The organism is Roseateles aquatilis (assembly GCF_002205645.1).
GTDB classification, from domain to species: Bacteria; Pseudomonadota; Gammaproteobacteria; order Burkholderiales; family Burkholderiaceae_C; genus Roseateles; species Roseateles aquatilis.
This window is the reverse complement of record NZ_NIOF01000012.1, coordinates 31931-49703: the sequence shown is the minus strand read 5'-3', so window position 1 is coordinate 49703 and position 17773 is coordinate 31931. Positions and strand designations below refer to the sequence as shown.

The window sequence follows — 17773 nt, the reverse complement described above, 5'->3', positions numbered from 1 at the left end:
CGGCGCGCTGACGGATCGCGCGGTCAGCGCTTCATCTCGAAGCGGGGCAGCGCCGCCAGCGCCTGTGCGTCGGCGCCTCGCCCGTCCATCACGCGCGGGACCAGGAGGTCCCGCCACCGGTCCTCGAAGGCGTCCACCTCGCGCAGGTAGGCGACGTGGCGTGCGGTGTCCGTGCCCGCCAGCCGTTCACCCACCAGCACCAGCTTCAGCCCCGGGGACAGCCACGCCCACCGCGCCATCGACGCGGCCTGACGCTGGCGGCTGTCGTCGAAGCGCCGCATCAGGGGACGCAGACGGTCGTCCTGCGCCAGCACGCGCGGCACGAAGCTGGCCGGCCAGACCGCCGGCAAGCGCGGCGGGATGTCGGGATGCGCCGCGTACCAGGCCTGCGCCAAGGCGGCCTCGCGGACTTCGCCATCCTGCTGCGCGGCGCGCAGGTCCACGATCGCCGCCAGGCGGGATGGCATCGGTGCCTCGCGTTCGGCGGCCCACATCAGCGCGGCGGGCACGGCGAAAGTCGACAGCAGCCACGACCCCAGCGCCGCCAGCATCGCCGTCGCGCCGGAGACCGGCGCGCACGACAGCAACCCGCCGATGCCCACCCACACCGCGCAGAACGCCACCAGCGCGACCAGCCATTGCAGCGCCACCGTCAGGCTGGCGCCAGGGTCGAGCGCCAGCGCCGGCAGCGTGCCGACCGCCACCACCACGCACAGCGCGCCCAGGCGCCAGCCCAGCGCCGCGGCCAGCACCGGGAAGAGGCCGCGCCGTGACTGGACCCGCAGCAGTCCGAGTCGGCCCTGCTCGCGCTCGTCCTGCAGCAGGCCCGCGCACAGCACCAGTGCCACCAGCGGCAACACCAGCGCGACGATGGCCGGCAGGCCAGGCAGGCCCGTGTCGGTCAGCAGCGGATTGCGCAGCGGGCCGGGGTCGCGGGCGTCGGCATGGCGGCTGTCGAGGCTGACGCGCAGGCGGGTGGGCATCGTCTCCAGGCGATGCAGGCCCAGCGCGAGGCCGGGCAGCATCGTCATGCGCGTGGCGCCCAGCTCGCCGCGGCCTAGCTGGTAGGTGGCGAGCGCCGCGCCGGCGCCGGCCGGTGGTCCGTCCCGGAACTGCGCGATCGCCGCCGCCCGCTGCCGTGACAGTTGCTGGTCCTGCCGGGCGGCGTCTTCGCGCCAGGCGCGCGCGTCCAGTCCGGCGACGACGGCGGCGGCCAGCAGCACCGCCAGCAGCGTGCCCAGCGCGATCCAGGCCAGCGGCTGCCGCCGCAATCGCAGCGCCTCGGCGCGCCAATGGTGCGGGGTCGGCCAGGGGCTCATGGCGTCAGCTTTCTTGCGCTCAGCAGCAGGCCGCCGAGCGCGGCGGCGAGCCACAGCGCGAGCACGCCGAAGTCCGGGCCGGCGGCATTCAATGCGAAACGGACGCCGGGCGCCGCGTAACGCAGCGGCGGCATCGCCTGCCACTGCGCATCGCCCGCGTAGCGCGTCTCGTAGGACACCACGCCGCGCGTGGCCTGGGCGTCCCATTCGTCCATCAGCGTGGTGAAGCGCTGCCGGTAGCGCTCGGCGGCGTCCTCGAAGTCGCGCCGATGGGCGAGGTCGGTGCCGGCCAGCGCGGCGCTCACGCCTTGCATCGCCGGGAACGGGCTGACGGCCGTCAAGCCGCGCAGCAACGCCTGTTGCCGCAGTTGGGTGTTCCACAGTCGGGAGAAGTGCAGGGCGTGGATTCGCGTCGCGTAGGCGTCGCGGAACAGGCGCCGCCTGGCGTTGGCGCCCACGGGCAGATCCTCCGGCCGCGTGACGCCATGTTCCGTGAGCAGCCGGGCGTCGAAGGCCTTCAGGCGTTGGCGGGCGTCGCTGTCGCCGGGCAGGCCCTGCTCGATGTCGCGATGGATGGCGGACCAGAACGCCTCGCCGGTGGGCAGCGGGTCGATGCGCTCGACGATCGCGGCGCCCAGGCGCGGCACGACGAAGACGGCACCCACCCACAGCGCGATCAGGACCAGCAGCGCGCCGCGCGAGGTCTGGCATCGAGCTGATACGAGGACGGTCAGCGCCGCCCAGATGCCGAGGTAGGTCACCAGCGCCGCCAGCAGCAGCGCGGCCTGAAGGACGTTGTGGCGGTCGACGATCAGCCACGCGCCCATTGCCAGCGCTGGCGCGAGCACGATCGCCAGACCGGCGGACAGGCCCAGCCACTTGCCCACCAGCAGCGGGCGCCCTGGCATGCCGCAGGCGTGGAGCATGCGCAGCGTGTCCGTCTCGCGCTCTCGCGTGACCGAGCCGTGCCCGAGCAAGACGACCAGCAGCGGCACCAGCGCCAGCAGGATGAACGCCGGTACGGGATCGCCCAGTCCCAGCGATGGCGCGGCATCGACGGCGGGCGCGAACAAGGCCAGGTTGCGCTTGTGCGGCTCCAGCCACAGCGCCTGGCCGGCATGCGCGTCGATGCCGGGGTCCAGGCTCGCCAGCGCGGACCGGGGCTTGAAGGCGTAGAGGCCGAAGTGGGCCGCGCGGTGCGGATGCTTCTCGCCCTGATGGTCCCATTGCGCGCGGGCGGCGAGCTCCACCTGATGGCGTTCCTGCTCCGCGCGCTGCCGCTGTTGCGACGCGGTGGCCAGCATCACGACGAACAGCAGCATCAGCGCGAGACCCAGTCCCCACAATCGACCGTCGCGCAGCAGCGCGCGGGTCTCGGCGAGCGTGACGGCGGCGATCATGGCGAGGTCCTCTCCGTCGCCTTCGCTTCCGCTTCCGCTGCCGTTGCCGTTGCCGTTGCCGTTGCCGTTGCCGTTGCCGTTGCCGCTGCCGATGTTGGGGTTGGCGCGATCTCCGTCTCCGTCCCGGCATGGACTCTCGACGGCGCCACGTCCCGTGCATGGCGCAGGTAGATGCGCTCCAGTTCGTCGTGCGCGACGTCGCGGGCCGGCAGCTCGGCGACGAGGCGACCCTCGCGCAGGATGCCGATGCGATCGGCGACCTGGAGGGCGTTGAACAGGTCGTGCGTCGCCATCAGGATGGCCATGCCCGCGGCGCGCGCCGCCAGCACGCTTTGCGCGAACTCGTTGGCGGCCGCCGGATCGAGGCCGGAGGTCGGTTCGTCCAGCAACATCGCGCGGGCCTGCCGGGCCTGCGCGATCGCCAGGCCCACCTTCTGGCGCATGCCTTTCGAGTACCCCGCCACGCGCCGTCCCTGCGCCTCCACGGCCAGTCCCGCGGCCGTCAGCAGCCCGCGGGCCCGCTCCGCGTCGAGTCGGACCTCCGACAGCGCGCAGAAGTACTGCAGGTTCTCCACGCCGCTCAGGTAGGGATAGAGCGCGACGTTCTCCGGCAGGTAGGCCAGGCGCCGCCGGGCTTCCATCGGCTGGCGCGACGCGTCGACGCCGTCCACCAGCGCCTGGCCGGATGCCGCCGCGACGAAGCCCAGCAGCGCGTTCAGCGTGGTGGTTTTGCCGGCGCCGTTGCCGCCCAGCAGCGCGTAGACGCAACCGGCGGGCACGGCCAGGTCCAGCCCGTCGAGCGTGACGCGGTCGCCACGGCGGATGACGAGGCGGCGCGCCTCCAGGATGGGCGCGGTGCTCATCAGAAGAAGTAGCGCAGCGACGCGCCGACCGTGCCGCGCGGTACCGGCGAGATCATCAGGCCGGCCGCGCTGCCGTAGGCGATCTCGGTGCCGAAGCGCTGCGGCTGCAGCACGGCGTAGACCGACATCTGCAGTTGCCGCCAGTCGTAGCTGGCGCGCAGGTCGTAGCGGATGTAGGTCGGCATCTCGCGCTCCTGGGTGGCGGGCGTGCCGACGTAGTAAGGGATGTCGGAGATCAGGTAGGCATCGGCGTTCAGCGTCAGCTGGCCGTCGCCCAGCGCCCGGCGGTGCTGGATGCCGCCCTTGAGCTGGCGGCCGGGCACCGACAGCTGCGCGCCGGTGTTGGCGGCCGGGTTGTTCACCTTGGCTTCGAGGATGCGGCCGAGGCTGGCATACAGACGGGTCGAGCCGCTGATTTGCCAGCGCGTTTCCAGCTCGAAGCCCTTGCGCGTGGTGTCGCCGACCGACTTGAAGGACCCGTCGGGCTGGCCGACGATCTCATCGCTGTTCTGGATGTAGTAGGCCGAGCCGGACGCCGTCCAGCCCGCCAGCGGCGCGGTGGTGAAGCCCAGGTCGTACGACCGCACCTTGCTCGGCGCCACGGCGCTGACGATGCCTCCGGCGGCGCCCAGCGGCCCGGTGGCGCCGCTGCCGCTGATCTGCTCCGCGGCTGGCGATCGCATGCCCTGCGCCACGTTGGCGAAGAGCTCCAGCTCCGGCATCACCGTCCAGGACGCGCCGATCCTGGGCGTGGTGACGCCCCGGCGATAGGTTGTGCTGGCCGCGGGCAGCTTGAGGTTGTCGATGTCGTAGTCGAAGCGGTCATGGCGCACGCCGGCGCTGAGCTTGACGTCGCGCGCGGGCCGCCATTGCCCCTGCGCGAAGACGCCGTAGGTGAGCAGGTCCAGATCCTGCGCGTTGACGTAGTTGGCACTCGGCGCGCGGTTGACGTCGATGCGGCGGTAGGCGTCGCCGCGATCCCGGCGCGCCTCGGCGCCGACGATCAGCGCGGCGTCGTCGCCCAGCCGGACGTTGTTGGACAGGCGGGCGCCGAAGATGTCGCGGTCGTCCACGCCGACCGTGTGCTGCGTGGCGCTGGTGGTGATGCCCCGCGTGCGCTCGAGGGTCTCCGCGTAGGCGGTGGCGTACCAACCGCCTTCACCGTCGGCGGGCGCGCGGTTGAAGACCAGGCTGCTGCGGCGCGCGTTGCCGAAGCCGGGGTTGTCCGCCTGCGTCGAGCGTGGATCCAGACCCTTGTCGAGGTCGGGCAGCAGCAGGTAGCCGGCGGCCTGGAAGTCGGCCACGTAGCGGGTGAAGCGCAGGCTGTAGCGGGCGTCGTCCAGGCGGGTGGAGAGCTTCCAGAACAGCGTGTCGCGATCGGTGGAGGAGGCGCGCCGGTAGCCGTCGTTGCGGTAGAGGTCGGCGATCAGCAGCGAATCGATCGGCGCGACGTGGGTGGCCAGCGTGTTGGACAACACCAGCGATGTGCGGCGCAGTCCGTAGGTTTCCAGGCCGACGCTGATGCTGGAGGGGGTGGCGGCACCGCCGTCGCGCGTGCGGATGTCCACGGCACCGGCACGGTTCTGGTCGCCGTAGAGCGCGGAGATCGGCCCCTTGACGACGTCGATGCCGCCGATCATGTCGCCGGTCAGCCATTCCAGGAACACCGGCCCGTGGCCCGCGCCGCCCTGGCTGGAGGGCACGTTCTGCGGCACGCCGTCGACGTAGACGGCGGTGTCGGCGCCATGCGTGCCCTGCGTCGCGAAGCCGCGCATGCGGAAGCCGTTGCCGGTCTCGCCCTGGTCGATGTTGTTGGCCAGCACGCCGGGCACGCGCCGGAACACGTTGGAGATGTCGCGGCCGATGTTGGTGTTGCTGATGTCCTCGTCGCTGATGTGCTGCACGGCGGTGGGCAGCGCGCCCGGCTTGAGCGTCAGCTCGGATCGGTCACCCGGCTGGCGGGCGCTGGCGGCGCCGCCGCGGCCGTTGACCTCCACGCGATGCAGCGCCCGCGCCCGATCGTCGTTCGAGCGGGTTTCCTCGGCGGCGGCGGTGCGGGTGGGGTCGACGTCCTGGGCCTGGGCGGCCTGCCCGCACAGGGCCAAGGCCAGGGCAAGGGGGCTCAGCGCGGGCGCGGACGTCGGGCGGCGGGTTTGGAGACGGGCCGGGAGGCGGAGGAAAGGGCGGGCGTGCAGGGGTGAAGTCATGTCTCGATGCTTAAACGTTAATGCGAATGCATTATCACTTAAGCGTCGAGCCTCCTTCCTGAAGTCATGCGTGTCAGCGTTCGAGCGGCTTCTGCGCTTCCTCCAGCTCACGCTGGGCGGCGTCCAGCTTCGCGCTGCGCTTGGCGATCTTCTTCTCGTTGCCGTCCTGCTGCTCCTTGGCCAGGTCGGCCTCACGGGCCGTCACCTCTTTTTGCGCCTTGCGAATGCGGGCCTCGCGCTCGCGCGCCAGGCCTTCATCGGTGCAATGGGCCTTCGTGGCCCGCAGCGCACGCTCCAGGCCGGCCAGTTGCGGCTTGTTGCCGTGGGCCTTGGCTTCGGTGATCTGCGTCTCGATGCTGGCGCGCTTGGCGGCGCAGGCGGGACCGGGCTCGGCGGCGAAGGCCGGGGCGGCCAGCGCGAGCAGCAACAGCACAGGGGGCGGTCGTTTCATCGCGGCTCCTTCGGGTGATTGGGAAACCCCAGGATAGGCGAGGACGGCCGGGTCATGAGAGGCTTGGGCGCCGGCGTCGTGCCGGCTGCCGGGAACGATGCGGGGCGTGCTCGGGCCAGGGGCCCGGCGGTCGCTCATCGCCCGCCAGCGGGCGCGGCAATGAAACTTGATGCAACCCGCATTGAAGTTGCTGCGCTGCAGCATAGAGTGGCAGGGTTGCCCAAAACAGCAGAGGTCCTCATGAACTCCATCGCCATGGACGTGTTCCTCGATTCCTCGCCCGGCGAGCTCACCGAGCTCCCGCATGCCGGCTCCGGGCTGGAGCATCCCCTGGTCTTCGACAGCGCGGCGCGCGAGATCCAGCGGCTGGCGGCCGACGGCCGCGCCGAAGTGGTGCGGCAGACCCTGACGCGGGAAGGGGATGCGACGCTGATCCAGGCGCTGCAGTTCCGGCGTCTGACTTAAGGCGAGCAGCCCCGGACGGCCCGTCGCCATCGGACCGTCCGGGGCGCCGGCGTCAGCATCCGCGCATCAGGGCTGGATCTCGAAGACCAGCATCTGGTTGCGGTCGGTCGCCGAGTCGGCGGTCGGGAAGTTGTCGTCGGCCACGACGACCAGGCTGCGACGGCCGTTGGCGAGCTTCGGGCCGAAGGTGATGCCTTCCAGGTTGGCGATGCCGCCAAGCTGCGTCTTCAGCGTTTCGAAGTCCAGAACCAGGCGCTTGGTGACGGGCGTCGCGCCGGTCAGCGAGGCCGCGGTGAGCACGTTGGTGGCGGCGGCGGTGTCGATCTCGTAGAGCCGCACCTGGTTGCCGATCACACCGACCGAGAAGCTGCGCTCCAGCACCAGGAATCGAGTCGCGGACAGGGCGAGGATCTCGGTCGGTCCGTTGACGGTGAACGCGTCTGCGGGCACCGGCGTCGCCTGCACCTTCTCGATCGGGTAGAGGTACTGCGCGTTGGCCTGGCCGCTGGCACGGTCGAAGCGCGTCAGGCGCGACGCGCTGCCGGTGGTCGTCGTCGGCGCGTTGCCGTCCTGCAGCAGCGCGCCTTCCATCAACACCCAGGCGGACTTCATGTCCGGCGAGAAGCTCAGCCCCTCGAAGACCAGGTTGCCGCGCGGGCCGGTGTTGTTGGCGCTCATCGTGAACATCGACGGCAGCGCGTATTCGCGGACGTGCGTGCCCTGTGGCGTCACTTCGCGGATGAAGGGATTGATGATGCGCTGCGGCGTGCTGGTCAGCGTGCGGTCGCCCTCGCTGAGCCAGACGTAGTTGCCGTTGACGGGGTCGATGCGCACCGACTCCGGATCGGCGACCTTGGCGTCGGGCACCTTCGGATAGACGCTGCCGTCGGGCTGCTTCATCGTCACCACGCCGGTGAACTGCACCGCGCTGAAGGTGCTCGCGTCGAAGGTCAGCTTGGCCGTGTACATGCGCGGCGCGTTGGACGAGTCGGTCGTCGTGCGGTCGTCGCTGATGAGCAGGTAGCTGTCCGACTTGGCGTCGTAGTCGATGCCGGACAGGCCGCCCACGACGGTGCCCTGGTACTCCATGCGCCGCGGCAGCACCTGCTGGCCGATCAGGCGCAGGCTGGAGATGGTGACGTCGGTGCTTGTCTCGTCGTCATCGTTGTTGCAGCCGGCGAGCAGCGCGGCGGCGGTGAGCGCCAGAAGCGCCAGGCGCGGCGCGCGGCGGACGGGCAGGGGTGAAGGCGTGACGGTGAAGAGCGACATGACAGCGATCAAGGTGAGGGATGCGTGTCATGTTCTTTGCTGGAGGTTGCGGGGTGGTGACAGCGCCGCGACGGTCGTGAGGTCAACGATCTAGGGGCTTTCAGCACAGCAACGACCTGTTACTTTCGGCTCCTCGACCCGACCCCCGAATGGAGGATGCGATGAAGCAGATCGTCATGAAGGCTTTGCTGGCCGCGAGCGTCTCTCTCGTTCCCTTGATGACGCCGACCGGCGCACTGGCTGGCGATTGGCCGATGGTGATGGGCGAGTATTGGGAGATCACGGGCGTGCATTTGAAGGACGGTGGCGCCTTCACCTACGCCGGCTTTCTGGCCACGCAGTGGAAGGCGGACCAGGAGTTCGCGAAGTCCAAGGGCTGGATCAAGTCGTACACGGTGCTGAGTAACGTCTACCCGCGCAAGGGCGAGCCCGACCTGTACCTGCTCGTCATGACCGAGCGCCTGCCCAGCGGCCCCGAAGGCGAGAAGCGCGGTGACGAGTACCTGGCGTGGAAGAAGAAGACCGAAGCGCAGATGCAGAAGGAATCAGGCGACCGATTCGAGTTCCGCGAGATCGGCAGTTCGATGCTGCTGCAGGAGTTGAAGTTCAAGTGAGGTGAGAGGGGCGCCGACAGCGCCCTCCAGAAAACTCGCTGCGAGCCCCCAAGGCAGAATCCGCCCCCATCGAGCAATTGGAATCCTTGGAAGCGGCCATGACCAGCACCATCAACAACGGCATTCGCGTGGCAGTAATGGCCGCCGCGATCATCGCGACGGGTGTCTATTACGCGATCTGGAAGACGAGCGCGCTGAATCAAGAGGTGGCGACCGTCGAAGTGCAGCGATGGTTGGGCATGGGCCTTGGATTCGCGGTCATTGCCTTCATGCTGCTCGCCGCGACGCGTTGGCTGCCGATCGGCGTGCTGCCGATGGGAACGCGGGTGTTGGTGGCCGCGACGGTGTGCGCGGGAACCCTCGTCTATCAATCGCATCTGGCGCCAGGCGATCCGCGCTTCGCGCCGGACAGCGCGGGCGCGCGGCAGCTCAACGAGCCTGGTCAGAAGAACCCCGCGGCTTCAGGCGTGACCCCTTGAGCCGGGCTGGCGCGCGGAAGGTCGATTCGCTATCCCTTCATCCTCCTCATCAGAGACGCGATCGACCTTGAATCAGCGGGCCTCCGCTGAATGGCACGCCACGCAGAGCTTGTTGCCATCCGGATCGCGGAAGTAGGCGCCGTAGTAGTCCGCGTGATACTCCGGCCGCAAGCCGGGCGCGCCTTCGGACTGGCCGCCATGGGCCACGGCCACCGCGTGGGCGTGGTCTACGACGGCCCGGCTCTCCGCCAGGAATGCCGTCATCTGCCCGTTGCCGGGCGCGTGCATCGATTCATCGAAAGGGCGGCCGATCAGGAACAGCGGCCGCGGCGAGGATTGCCAGCCGGCCCACGGACGGCCTGGATCGCAGAATCGCTGCTGGATCCCGAGCGCCGACATCAGCGGTGAATAGAAGGCGAGGGCGCGCTCGAAATCGCTGACGCCGATGAAGACATGAGAGAACAAGCGGGGCCTCCTGATGGCGACACGGTGGAAGAGGCCGGCAGATTAGCGGCTCTCGCGCTAGTACGTGAGCTGGAAGGTGCCGTCGTCCAGCGCTTTCAGTTCCCGGCCGGGCCTGGCCTTGCGTGCCGCGCTCACAGCCGAACGAGTGGACAGCGAGAGGCCGGGCGTATGGGCGTCCACCGGCGCCGCGGCGGGGAGAAACTTCAGAGGAGCGGATACGGCCTCCTTCATTGACGCCATGATCGCCGGGTCGCGCGCGAAGGCCGCGAACCTCAAGCGAATGCAGCCGTTGTCTTTTGCGCAGGCGTCGACGCTGCTTTCGGTCGCGAGCAACTTGCACCGGTTGGCGAGCCAGTCCTGGCCGGTCTGCTGATCCGAGCAGAGTGCAGCCTCGGGCAGGTCGCTGAATATCTTCTTGAATTCAGCCCCTTTTGCATTCCTGATCGCATCCGCCTGACTGTCGCTGTAGTTTCTGCCCGATATCTTCAACGCCGCCGCCTGTTGCATGGCGTCGGTGATGCTCATTGCGACAGCGAAGCGGTCTGTCGATGAGCAGGCGATTCCGGGCAAGAGGGCCATGACAGCAAGCACGACTCGAGCGCCGAAGATGTTTATTCTGTTCATAGATCTGTTGGCTTTAAATGGCAAGAATTGCAGTGTCCGAGTGGTTGATCTGCAGTGTGTCTGTGGGTACATGACTGCCTACGATCCGATGATTCGCCATGGCGGTTTCGTCTGAAGTTGATCTATTGTCGGTGTGTTGTCGTTGGCGAGAATACTGAAAATAGATGTCGGCCATATCCCGCACTGTAGAACCTGACGCTTCTGAACGCTCTCCGATCAGGTTTCCGTGATCGACATCCGAAGTGGATCGATATCTCACGCTCAAAGAGTCGATGCCTGCGTCGCGCATGTCTATCAACTCGCCTGGGTCTGTGCGGCCGTTCATGTTTTCATCTCGCCACAAAGCGAGTGATTTGAACCCCGAATCCATTCTGGTAAGAGCGCCATCTGAATCTTCGTCAAGCAGCGCGAGTTCAGCATAACCCTCTCCGCGCAATAGCCCTCCAAACATCTCTCCGACATTGTCAATCAATCCGTTGCCATTGCGGTCGAGCACCAGAAATGCATCGTTTTTGTCTAGCCAGGCAGTCCGCTCCGCAAGGCCATCGCCTGTGATGTCGAAGTTGACGTTGGAGTCGGGAAGCGCGATTGTTCGCACGCCGTCGCCATTCAGATCAATTGCAATGGGCGAACCACCATTGGCCAGCCATTCGTCGTAGAAGTCGGTGAAGAAGCGCTCGTTGATTGAGAAGCCGATCTGATTCTGCAGAGCATCCATGGCTTGAAGGAGATCTCCAGTGAATCCCCAATCCATCGTTCGTTCATAGGTAGATTGGAACAATGATTCCACTGCGCTTCCGTCCGAGATTCCGATCGGAGCGTCAGGCGTGGAATACATGAGCGACTCCCGGTTGGTTGTGCAAATGAAGCGGGATAGCTCGGCATAGCTGTCCGCGAGTGAGCCACTCTTCAAGAAGTTTCCAATGGAGAACGGCGATTGTCCTACATGCATAAGCAGAAGGTCCGCGAAATCCACGCAGTTCCCGCATAGAGGGGAATAACTGGGGGCGGGCATCGAGCGCGCTGCCGCGATGGTTCGCTGCGCATAATCGACCGCGCGAATGCAGGCATCGTCGGATATCTGTAGATCCTTGAAGCTGTAGTCCGCAGGGTGCGCCATGATCCGCAGCCTCGTTGCCTCCCTCTCATCTTGTGGGCCAGACTGTGGCGAAAGGTTGGAGCCAAACGTGAACGTGCCGCTGCTGCAGGTCAGGGTCACATTCACGTGCCCGCTGGCGCCGTCGGTGAACTGATTGACGCGAAGATTTGCCATTTCTCACCTCAGAAGTTGGAGGTGATGATCTTTTCAGGTCGAGTTTTGCCAGCAATGACCCTGATTGATAGGGCGAAGTGTCATCTTTGACCCGTTTTTGGTATGTCGGACCGGGAACTGTTGTAGACGCAATCCTGGCAACGCAGTGGCGCCCAACGAGGCTGGGCGAAACGCGTGTTGCGCAGGTCAACCCTCGGTAAGGGTGCTCAGCCAGGCCCCACCCACATGTAACCACCCCGAAACCACCCCCGCCATCCCCTCCCGGTTCCCCTCCTGCGACGAGCTGCCGATTCCGCCGTACGAACGGAGGCCATGACCACCTTCATGTGGGGTTATTGAAGTTAAGCTTGCGCGCCTTTTTGCGCCTTGCGCACGAAAAGAAACTTTACGCCCCTCTGGAGCCCGCTAAATGTTGCGTCCGTCGCTGCTTGCCCTTGTCATCGCGTCCCTGCTTGCCGGTTGCGGCAAACCTCCAGAAGGTGACAAGAAGGCGACCCCCGCCAGCGCCGCGGCCAGCGCGCCCGCCCTGCTGGTGGCGCCGGAGGACGTCCAGACCCTGGGCGTCAGCGAGTACGCCAGCGGCCCCGTCATCACCGGCTCCATCCAGCCGGAACGCCGCGCCGACCTGCGCGCCGAGCTGCAGGCCATCGTCCTGCAGGTCTACAAGGAAAACGGCGAGCGCGTGAAGCGTGGCGACCTGCTGGTGCGCCTCGACGACACCGCCATCCGCGACACCGTCCAGTCCGCCGATGAGACCGCCCGCGCCGCGTCGCAGAGCTTCGATCAGGCCGAGCGCCAGTACCAGCGCCTGAAGACGCTGCAAGCCCAGGGCATGAGCTCCATCCAGGCGATGGAAGACGCCGAGATCCGCCGCAACAACGCGCAGAGCGATCTGGTGGCCGCCCGAGCCCGCGCGGCCACCGCTCGCCAGCAGCAGCAGCGCACCGAGGTCCGCGCGCCGTTCGACGGCGTCGTCAGCGATCGCAAGGTGTCGCCCGGCGACTCGGCGCAGCTCGGCAAGGAGCTGATCAAGGTGATGGACCCCGCCTCGATGCGCTTCGAGGGCCTGGTGTCCGCCGACCGCATGTCGGAGCTGAAGCTGGCCCAGACCGTCTTCTTCCGCGTCAACGGTTATCCGCAGGTCGACTTCCAGGGCAAGGTGCGCCGCATCGCGCAGGCCGCCAACGCCAGCACGCGTCAGGTGGAGGTGCTGGTCGACTTCGCCGGCCAGCAGCAGCCCGGCGTGGCCGGCCTGTACGCGGAAGGGCGCGTGCAGACGACCAGCGTCTCGGCGCTGATGGTCGCCGACGGCGCGCTGCAGCGCGAGGGCGACAAGGCCTATGTCTGGCGCGTCGACGGCGGCAAGGTCACCAAGACCGCCGTCCGCCTGGGCGCGCGCGACGATCGCCAGGGGCTGTATGTCGTCACCGACGGCCTCAAGCAGAACGACCGCATCCTGCGTCACCCCACCAGCACGTTGATCGACGGCCAGAAGGTCGAGCTGTCGAAGGCCGCCGTCCCCGCGCGGGGCGGTGCCGGCTCGAAGTCCGCCGCGCCGGGCTTCTCCACGCCCGCCGCGTCCGCCGCTTCGGGCATCTGACGCCGGCGTCGGACGCCCACAGGAGACTGAGCCATGTTCCTTTCCAATTTCTCGGTCAAGAAGCCGATCTCGATGGTGGTCATCATCATCGGGTTGATGGCGCTTGGCCTGCTCGCGCTCTCCAAGCTGCGGGTCAACCAGATCCCCGACGTCGAGCAGCCGCTGCTGGTCGTCGGCATCACCTATCCCGGCGCGTCGCCGGAGACGGCCGAGCGGGAAATCATCAACCGCATCGAGAAGTCGCTCAACAGCATTTCCGGCGTGACCGAGGTGCGCTCCACCGCGAGCGAGGGTTACGCGCAGCTGCTGCTGATCTTCAACTTCAACAAGAACATGATCGAGGCGGCCGACGAGGTCCGCAACGCGATCGCGGCGGTGCGGCACAAGCTGCCCACCGAAATGCGCGAGCCGGTGCTCCAGCGCATCGACCCCTCCGCGCAGCCGATCATGCAGCTGGCGCTGTCGTCCAGCAGCCAGACGCACGCGGAGATCTCGCGCCTGGGCGAGGACGTGCTCGCCGACCGCTTCCGCGGCATTCCGGGCGTGGCGACGGTGACGGTCAACGGCTCGCTGAACCGCGAGCTGTCGGTGCTGCTGAGCGCGCAGAAGCTGCGTGAGTTCAACGTCTCCGTCACCGAGGTCGTCACCGCGCTGCGGATGCAGAACACCACCGCGCCGGTGGGCAAGGTGCGCGGTCTGATGGAGGACCAGTCGATCCGCCTGCTGGGCCGCATCGAGTCGCCGGCCGACTTCAACCAGATCGTCGTCAAACGCAGCGGCGGCGAGCTGATCCGGCTGGGGCAGGTCGCCACGGTCAAGGACGGCTTCGCCGAGCAGACCGGGTTCTCGGTCCGCAATGGGCATCCCAACGTCGGCATCTCGGTGACCCGGGCGCGCGACGCGTCCACGGTCACCGTGGCCGACGCGACCCGCCACATGGTCGACGAGATCAGCAAGACGCTGCCCGCCGGCACCAAGCTCGAAGTCACGCAGGACGGCGGGCGCGACGCGCAGGACAGCCTGAACAACGTGATCCACGCGCTGGTCTTCGGCGCGGGCCTGACGGTGTTCGTGGTGTACGTGTTCCTGAACTCGTGGCGCTCGACGCTGATCACCGCGCTGTCGCTGCCGACATCGGTGATCGCGGCTTTCATCGCGGTCTGGCTGTGCGGCTTCACGCTCAACTTCATGAGCCTGCTGGGGCTGTCGCTGGCGATCGGGGTATTGATCGACGATGCCATCGTGGTGCGGGAGAACATCGTCCGCCACATGGAACGCGGCGCGGACCGCCGCACCGCGGCGCTCAAGGGCACGGCCGAGATCGGCATGGCCGTCGCGGCCACGACCTTCTCGATCGTGGCCGTGTTCATCCCGGTGGCCTTCATGCCGGGCGTGTCCGGCGAATGGTTCCGGCCCTTCGGCCTGACGGTCGTGGCCTCGGTGCTGGTGTCGCTGTTCATCTCGTTCACGCTGGATCCGATGCTGTCGGCGTACTGGGGCGACCCGCCCGGGTATCACCACGCGCCGAAGACGGGCATCTCCAAGCTGCTCCAGCGCTTCAACGACTGGTTCGACCATCAGGCCGATCGGTATGGCCGCGTGATCGAGTGGGCGCTGCATCATCGCCGCTGGATGGCCTTCTTCGCCGCGGCGAGCTTCATTCTGGCGATCGCGCTGCAGAACATGTTCGGCGGCACGAGCTTCCTGCCGGCGTCGGACTCCGGAACGATCGCCGTCGAGGTGCGTACCCCGGCCAGCTCCAGCCTCGAGTACGCCCGCCTGAAGATGGCGGCCGGCTCGGCGCTGGCGCGTGAACTGCCCGAGACCAAGGCCACGAACGAGTACGTCAACGTGAGCGGCGGCCGGATCTACGTCGACATCGGCAAGAGCACGCAGCGCAAGCGCAGCGCCGCCGAGGTCGCCGCGGACCTGCGCACCCGCGTAGCCCGCCTGGTTGGCGCCGAGTACGTGGTGCTGGACGACCTCAACAACGGCGCGCAGAAGCCGGTGCAGATCCGCTTCCACGGCGTCGACTCGCGCAAGCTGATGGAGATCACCACCGAGTACATGGCCAAGCTGCGCGATGTGCCGGGCGCGGTCGACGTCGGTCTGTCCGAGCAGGATCCGCAGGACGAGCTGCAGATCGAGATGAACCGCGGCCTGGCGAATTCGCTGGGCATCTCGGTGGGCGACGCGGCCAACGCGCTGCGCGTGGCCTTCGCCGGCGTGGAGGTCGGCGACTGGGTCGATCCGAGCGGCGAGACGCGTGACGTGGCGGTGCGCCTGGCGCCGGAAGATCGCGTCGACGCCAGCAACATCGAGCGCCTGCCGATCGCCGTGACCGGCGCCGGCGTGATGGTGCCGCTGGAGCAGATCGCCCGCGTGACCATGGGCAAGGGCCCGGCCAAGATCCAGCACGCGGACAGCAAGCGGATGATCGCCGTCTCGGCCAACGCGCATGGCCGCTCGCCGGGCGAGGTGACCAAGGATGCGAAGGCGCTCGCCAAGTCGATCAACTTCCCGCCCGGTTATGGCATCGAGCTGGCCGGCGCGTCCAAGGACCAGGAGGAGGTCTTCGGCGCGATGGGCATCGCACTGATGTCCGGCATCGGCCTGATGTACCTGATCCTGGTGATGCAATTCGGCAGCTTCTCGGCGCCGATTGGCGTGATGTATTCGCTCAAGTTGTCGCTGATCGGCGTGGTGGTGGCGCTGCTGCTGACCAAGGGCACGCTGAACCTGATGAGCTTCATCGGCATCATCATGCTGGCGGGCCTGGTGGCGAAGAACGCGATCCTGCTGCTGGATGCCGCGCGCCAGGAAGAGGCCGCCGGCGTGCCGCGCGAGGAAGCGCTGATGCACGCGGGCCGCAAGCGCTTCCGCCCGATCCTGATGACGACCTTCGCACTGATCGCCGGCATGTTGCCGGTGGCGGTCGGCGTGGGCGAGGGTGGCGAGTTCTATCGCCCGATGGCCGTGGCCATCATCGGCGGCACGATCACGTCGACCTTCCTGACGCTGCTCATGGTGCCGTGCTTCTACGACAGCATCCAGCTCTTCTTCGAGCGTCTGAAGGAAAACTTCCCCAAGCGCGCGGAGCGTTGGAGCACCGCTGGCGCATGGGCGCTGAGCATCGGGCAGACCTTGCTCGTGGCGTGGGCGTTCCTGACGTGGCTGCTGTTCCTGTACTGGATCGTCGAGTGGCTCTTCGGGCTGCGCAAGCCTCGCGCTCGCAAGACCGAGGCGCTTGCGGCTGGCGACGACTGATCGACGTCACGTACGGATGACGGGAAGGGCGCCTCGATGAGGCGCCTTTTTTTCATCAGGCCCAGGCAACCGCGGCGCCATCACGAGCATCGCCCCTCTGACATCGGCCACCCTGTCCCGGCCTTCGCCTGAATCCCGACACCGGACCGTCAACGTCGCCGGACGCCCCGCGTGCTCCGCCAGAAGACCAGCGCTACCCCGCTCACTCCGGCCCCCAGCGCGCAGACCCCCGCCCATCCCGCCTGCGCGTAGACGGCCGTCGTCCCCATCGCGCCCAGGCCGCTGCCGACGGCGTAGAACAGCATGTACAGGCCGATCAACCGGCTTTGCTCGTTGGGGCGGTCGCGCAGGATCAGGCTCTGGTTGGCGACGTGCAGCGCCTGGCCGCCGAGATCCAGCACGATCACGCCGATCACCAACGCCCACAGGGACGCGCCCATCATCGACAGCGGCAGCCATGCCGCGAGCAGCAGAAGCAGCGCTGCCGCGGTGACGAGACGTTCCCTGCCGGCGTCGACCCAAAGTCCGGTGCGCGCGGCGGCGAGCGCGCCCACGGCGCCGACCAGGCCGAAGGCACCCACGGTGGTGTGGGAGAAGTTGAACGGCGGCGCGCTCAGCGGCAACACCAGGGCGCTCCAGAAGATGTTCAACGCGGCGAACATGAGCAGCGCCAGCATGCCCCGCACCAGCAACACGCGATCGGTGCCGAGCAGCGTCAGCATGGAGCCGAGCAGGCGTCGATAGCTCATCGCGACGGGGCGCGCGGAGATCGCCGGCAGTCGGCGCCACAGCGGCAGCGCGAGCGCCGCCAGCAGGCCCGCCGCGCAGAAGTACACACCGCGCCAGCCGAGCTGATCGCTGACCACGCCCGAGAACACCCGCGCGAGCAGCAGGCCGATGAACACGCCGCTCTGCGCCGCGCCGACGACGCGGCCCTGCTCCCCGGGGCCGGCGACGCTCGCGGCATAGGCGATCAGGCCTTGCGTCATCGCCGTTCCGAGCAGGCCCACCGCCGTCATGCCCGCGAGCAGGACGGTCGTCGAGCGCGCCAGCCCGACCAGGCTCAACGCCGCGATCAGCAACAGCCATTGCCCGGCCATCAGCCGGCGTCTGTCGACGCGGTCGCCCAGCGGGACCAGCAGCAGCAGGGCGAGCGCGCACCCGACCTGCGTGGCGGTCACGACACCGCCGATCGCCGACGTCGGGATGCCGAAGTCCCGCGCCAACGCGTCCAGCAGCGGTTGGGCGAAGTAGACGTTCGCGACGCTGGCGCCGCTGGCCACGGCAAAGAGCCCGATCAACGCGCTGGGCAGGGCTGGCGGCCGTGTCGCGGTCGGTGGGAGTTCGGTGAGGGCGCCGGCGCCGGCGCCGGTGGGCGCGCAGGGATGATGGGTGGACATGGCGTGGGGTCACGGACTGGCGGAAGAGCCGCGTCAGGCGTGTGGTTTCAAATTACAACCAGTCGGATGTTAGGGTT

The 17773-nt window shown here is 68.0% G+C and carries 15 protein-coding genes; 5 read left to right on the top strand and 10 right to left on the bottom strand.

All coding sequences use genetic code 11. The features are described 5' to 3' along the window. Positions 1 to 23 precede the first annotated feature (23 nt). The 5 genes from CDN99_RS21475 to CDN99_RS21455 all read right to left on the bottom strand — a co-directional run bounded on the left by CDN99_RS21475 (position 24) and on the right by CDN99_RS21455 (position 6240). Positions 24 to 1319: a DUF3526 domain-containing protein gene (locus CDN99_RS21475; RefSeq protein WP_088386957.1), complete on the bottom strand. Its 1296-nt coding sequence runs from the start codon at positions 1317 to 1319 to the stop codon at positions 24 to 26. Then, positions 1316 to 2719 (bottom strand): DUF3526 domain-containing protein, encoded by a 1404-nt coding sequence (locus CDN99_RS21470; RefSeq protein WP_088386956.1) that lies wholly within the window; start codon positions 2717 to 2719, stop codon positions 1316 to 1318. Before CDN99_RS21470 ends, CDN99_RS21475 begins: the two co-directional genes overlap by 4 nt. Continuing rightward, positions 2716 to 3582 (bottom strand): ABC transporter ATP-binding protein, encoded by an 867-nt coding sequence (locus CDN99_RS21465; RefSeq protein ID WP_088386955.1) that lies wholly within the window; start codon positions 3580 to 3582, stop codon positions 2716 to 2718. Before CDN99_RS21465 ends, CDN99_RS21470 begins: the two co-directional genes overlap by 4 nt. Beyond that, a complete protein-coding gene (locus CDN99_RS21460; protein ID WP_238139646.1) occupies positions 3582 to 5789 on the bottom strand; it encodes a TonB-dependent receptor in 2208 nt (735 codons plus the stop codon). Before CDN99_RS21460 ends, CDN99_RS21465 begins: the two co-directional genes overlap by 1 nt. A gap of 73 nt (positions 5790 to 5862) precedes the next feature. Continuing rightward, the gene (locus CDN99_RS21455; protein ID WP_088386953.1) at positions 5863 to 6240 is read right to left on the bottom strand and encodes a DUF1090 domain-containing protein; all 378 of its coding nucleotides are present in this window, start codon (positions 6238 to 6240) and stop codon (positions 5863 to 5865) included. Between the two features lie 240 nt (positions 6241 to 6480). Between CDN99_RS21455 and CDN99_RS21450 the strand changes: the two genes are divergently transcribed. Next, on the top strand, positions 6481 to 6705 hold the full coding sequence (locus CDN99_RS21450) for a hypothetical protein (protein WP_088386952.1): 225 nt from the start codon (positions 6481 to 6483) through the stop codon (positions 6703 to 6705). A 66-nt stretch (positions 6706 to 6771) separates the two neighbouring features. On the opposite strand, the gene CDN99_RS21445 is transcribed toward CDN99_RS21450, so the two are convergent. Then, positions 6772 to 7974: an esterase-like activity of phytase family protein gene (locus CDN99_RS21445; protein WP_088386951.1), complete on the bottom strand. Its 1203-nt coding sequence runs from the start codon at positions 7972 to 7974 to the stop codon at positions 6772 to 6774. A 161-nt stretch (positions 7975 to 8135) separates the two neighbouring features. Between CDN99_RS21445 and CDN99_RS21440 the strand changes: the two genes are divergently transcribed. Continuing rightward, positions 8136 to 8588 carry a hypothetical protein gene (locus tag CDN99_RS21440; RefSeq protein ID WP_202820308.1) on the top strand — a complete coding sequence of 151 codons (453 nt, stop codon included), beginning with the start codon at positions 8136 to 8138 and terminating at the stop codon, positions 8586 to 8588. Positions 8589 to 8686: 98 nt separating this feature from the next. Continuing rightward, positions 8687 to 9067 (top strand): hypothetical protein, encoded by a 381-nt coding sequence (locus CDN99_RS21435; protein WP_088386950.1) that lies wholly within the window; start codon positions 8687 to 8689, stop codon positions 9065 to 9067. Between the two features lie 72 nt (positions 9068 to 9139). Here the strand turns inward: CDN99_RS21435 and CDN99_RS21430 are convergent, their stop codons facing one another. The 3 genes from CDN99_RS21430 to CDN99_RS28355 all read right to left on the bottom strand — a co-directional run bounded on the left by CDN99_RS21430 (position 9140) and on the right by CDN99_RS28355 (position 11429). After that, positions 9140 to 9532: a VOC family protein gene (locus tag CDN99_RS21430; RefSeq protein ID WP_088386949.1), complete on the bottom strand. Its 393-nt coding sequence runs from the start codon at positions 9530 to 9532 to the stop codon at positions 9140 to 9142. A 57-nt stretch (positions 9533 to 9589) separates the two neighbouring features. Then, the gene (locus CDN99_RS21425; protein WP_141100907.1) at positions 9590 to 10057 is read right to left on the bottom strand and encodes a hypothetical protein; all 468 of its coding nucleotides are present in this window, start codon (positions 10055 to 10057) and stop codon (positions 9590 to 9592) included. A gap of 112 nt (positions 10058 to 10169) precedes the next feature. Next, the gene (locus tag CDN99_RS28355; RefSeq protein ID WP_141100906.1) at positions 10170 to 11429 is read right to left on the bottom strand and encodes an SPM autocatalytic domain-containing protein; all 1260 of its coding nucleotides are present in this window, start codon (positions 11427 to 11429) and stop codon (positions 10170 to 10172) included. A gap of 409 nt (positions 11430 to 11838) precedes the next feature. Between CDN99_RS28355 and CDN99_RS21420 the strand changes: the two genes are divergently transcribed. Together CDN99_RS21420 and CDN99_RS21415 are read left to right on the top strand one after the other, a co-directional pair. Then, positions 11839 to 13029: an efflux RND transporter periplasmic adaptor subunit gene (locus CDN99_RS21420; RefSeq protein WP_088386947.1), complete on the top strand. Its 1191-nt coding sequence runs from the start codon at positions 11839 to 11841 to the stop codon at positions 13027 to 13029. Between the two features lie 33 nt (positions 13030 to 13062). After that, positions 13063 to 16296 carry an efflux RND transporter permease subunit gene (locus tag CDN99_RS21415; RefSeq protein WP_088386946.1) on the top strand — a complete coding sequence of 1078 codons (3234 nt, stop codon included), beginning with the start codon at positions 13063 to 13065 and terminating at the stop codon, positions 16294 to 16296. 149 nt (positions 16297 to 16445) lie between these two features. On the opposite strand, the gene CDN99_RS21410 is transcribed toward CDN99_RS21415, so the two are convergent. After that, positions 16446 to 17696: an MFS transporter gene (locus CDN99_RS21410; RefSeq protein ID WP_088386945.1), complete on the bottom strand. Its 1251-nt coding sequence runs from the start codon at positions 17694 to 17696 to the stop codon at positions 16446 to 16448. Between the last annotated feature and the right edge of the window lie 77 nt (positions 17697 to 17773).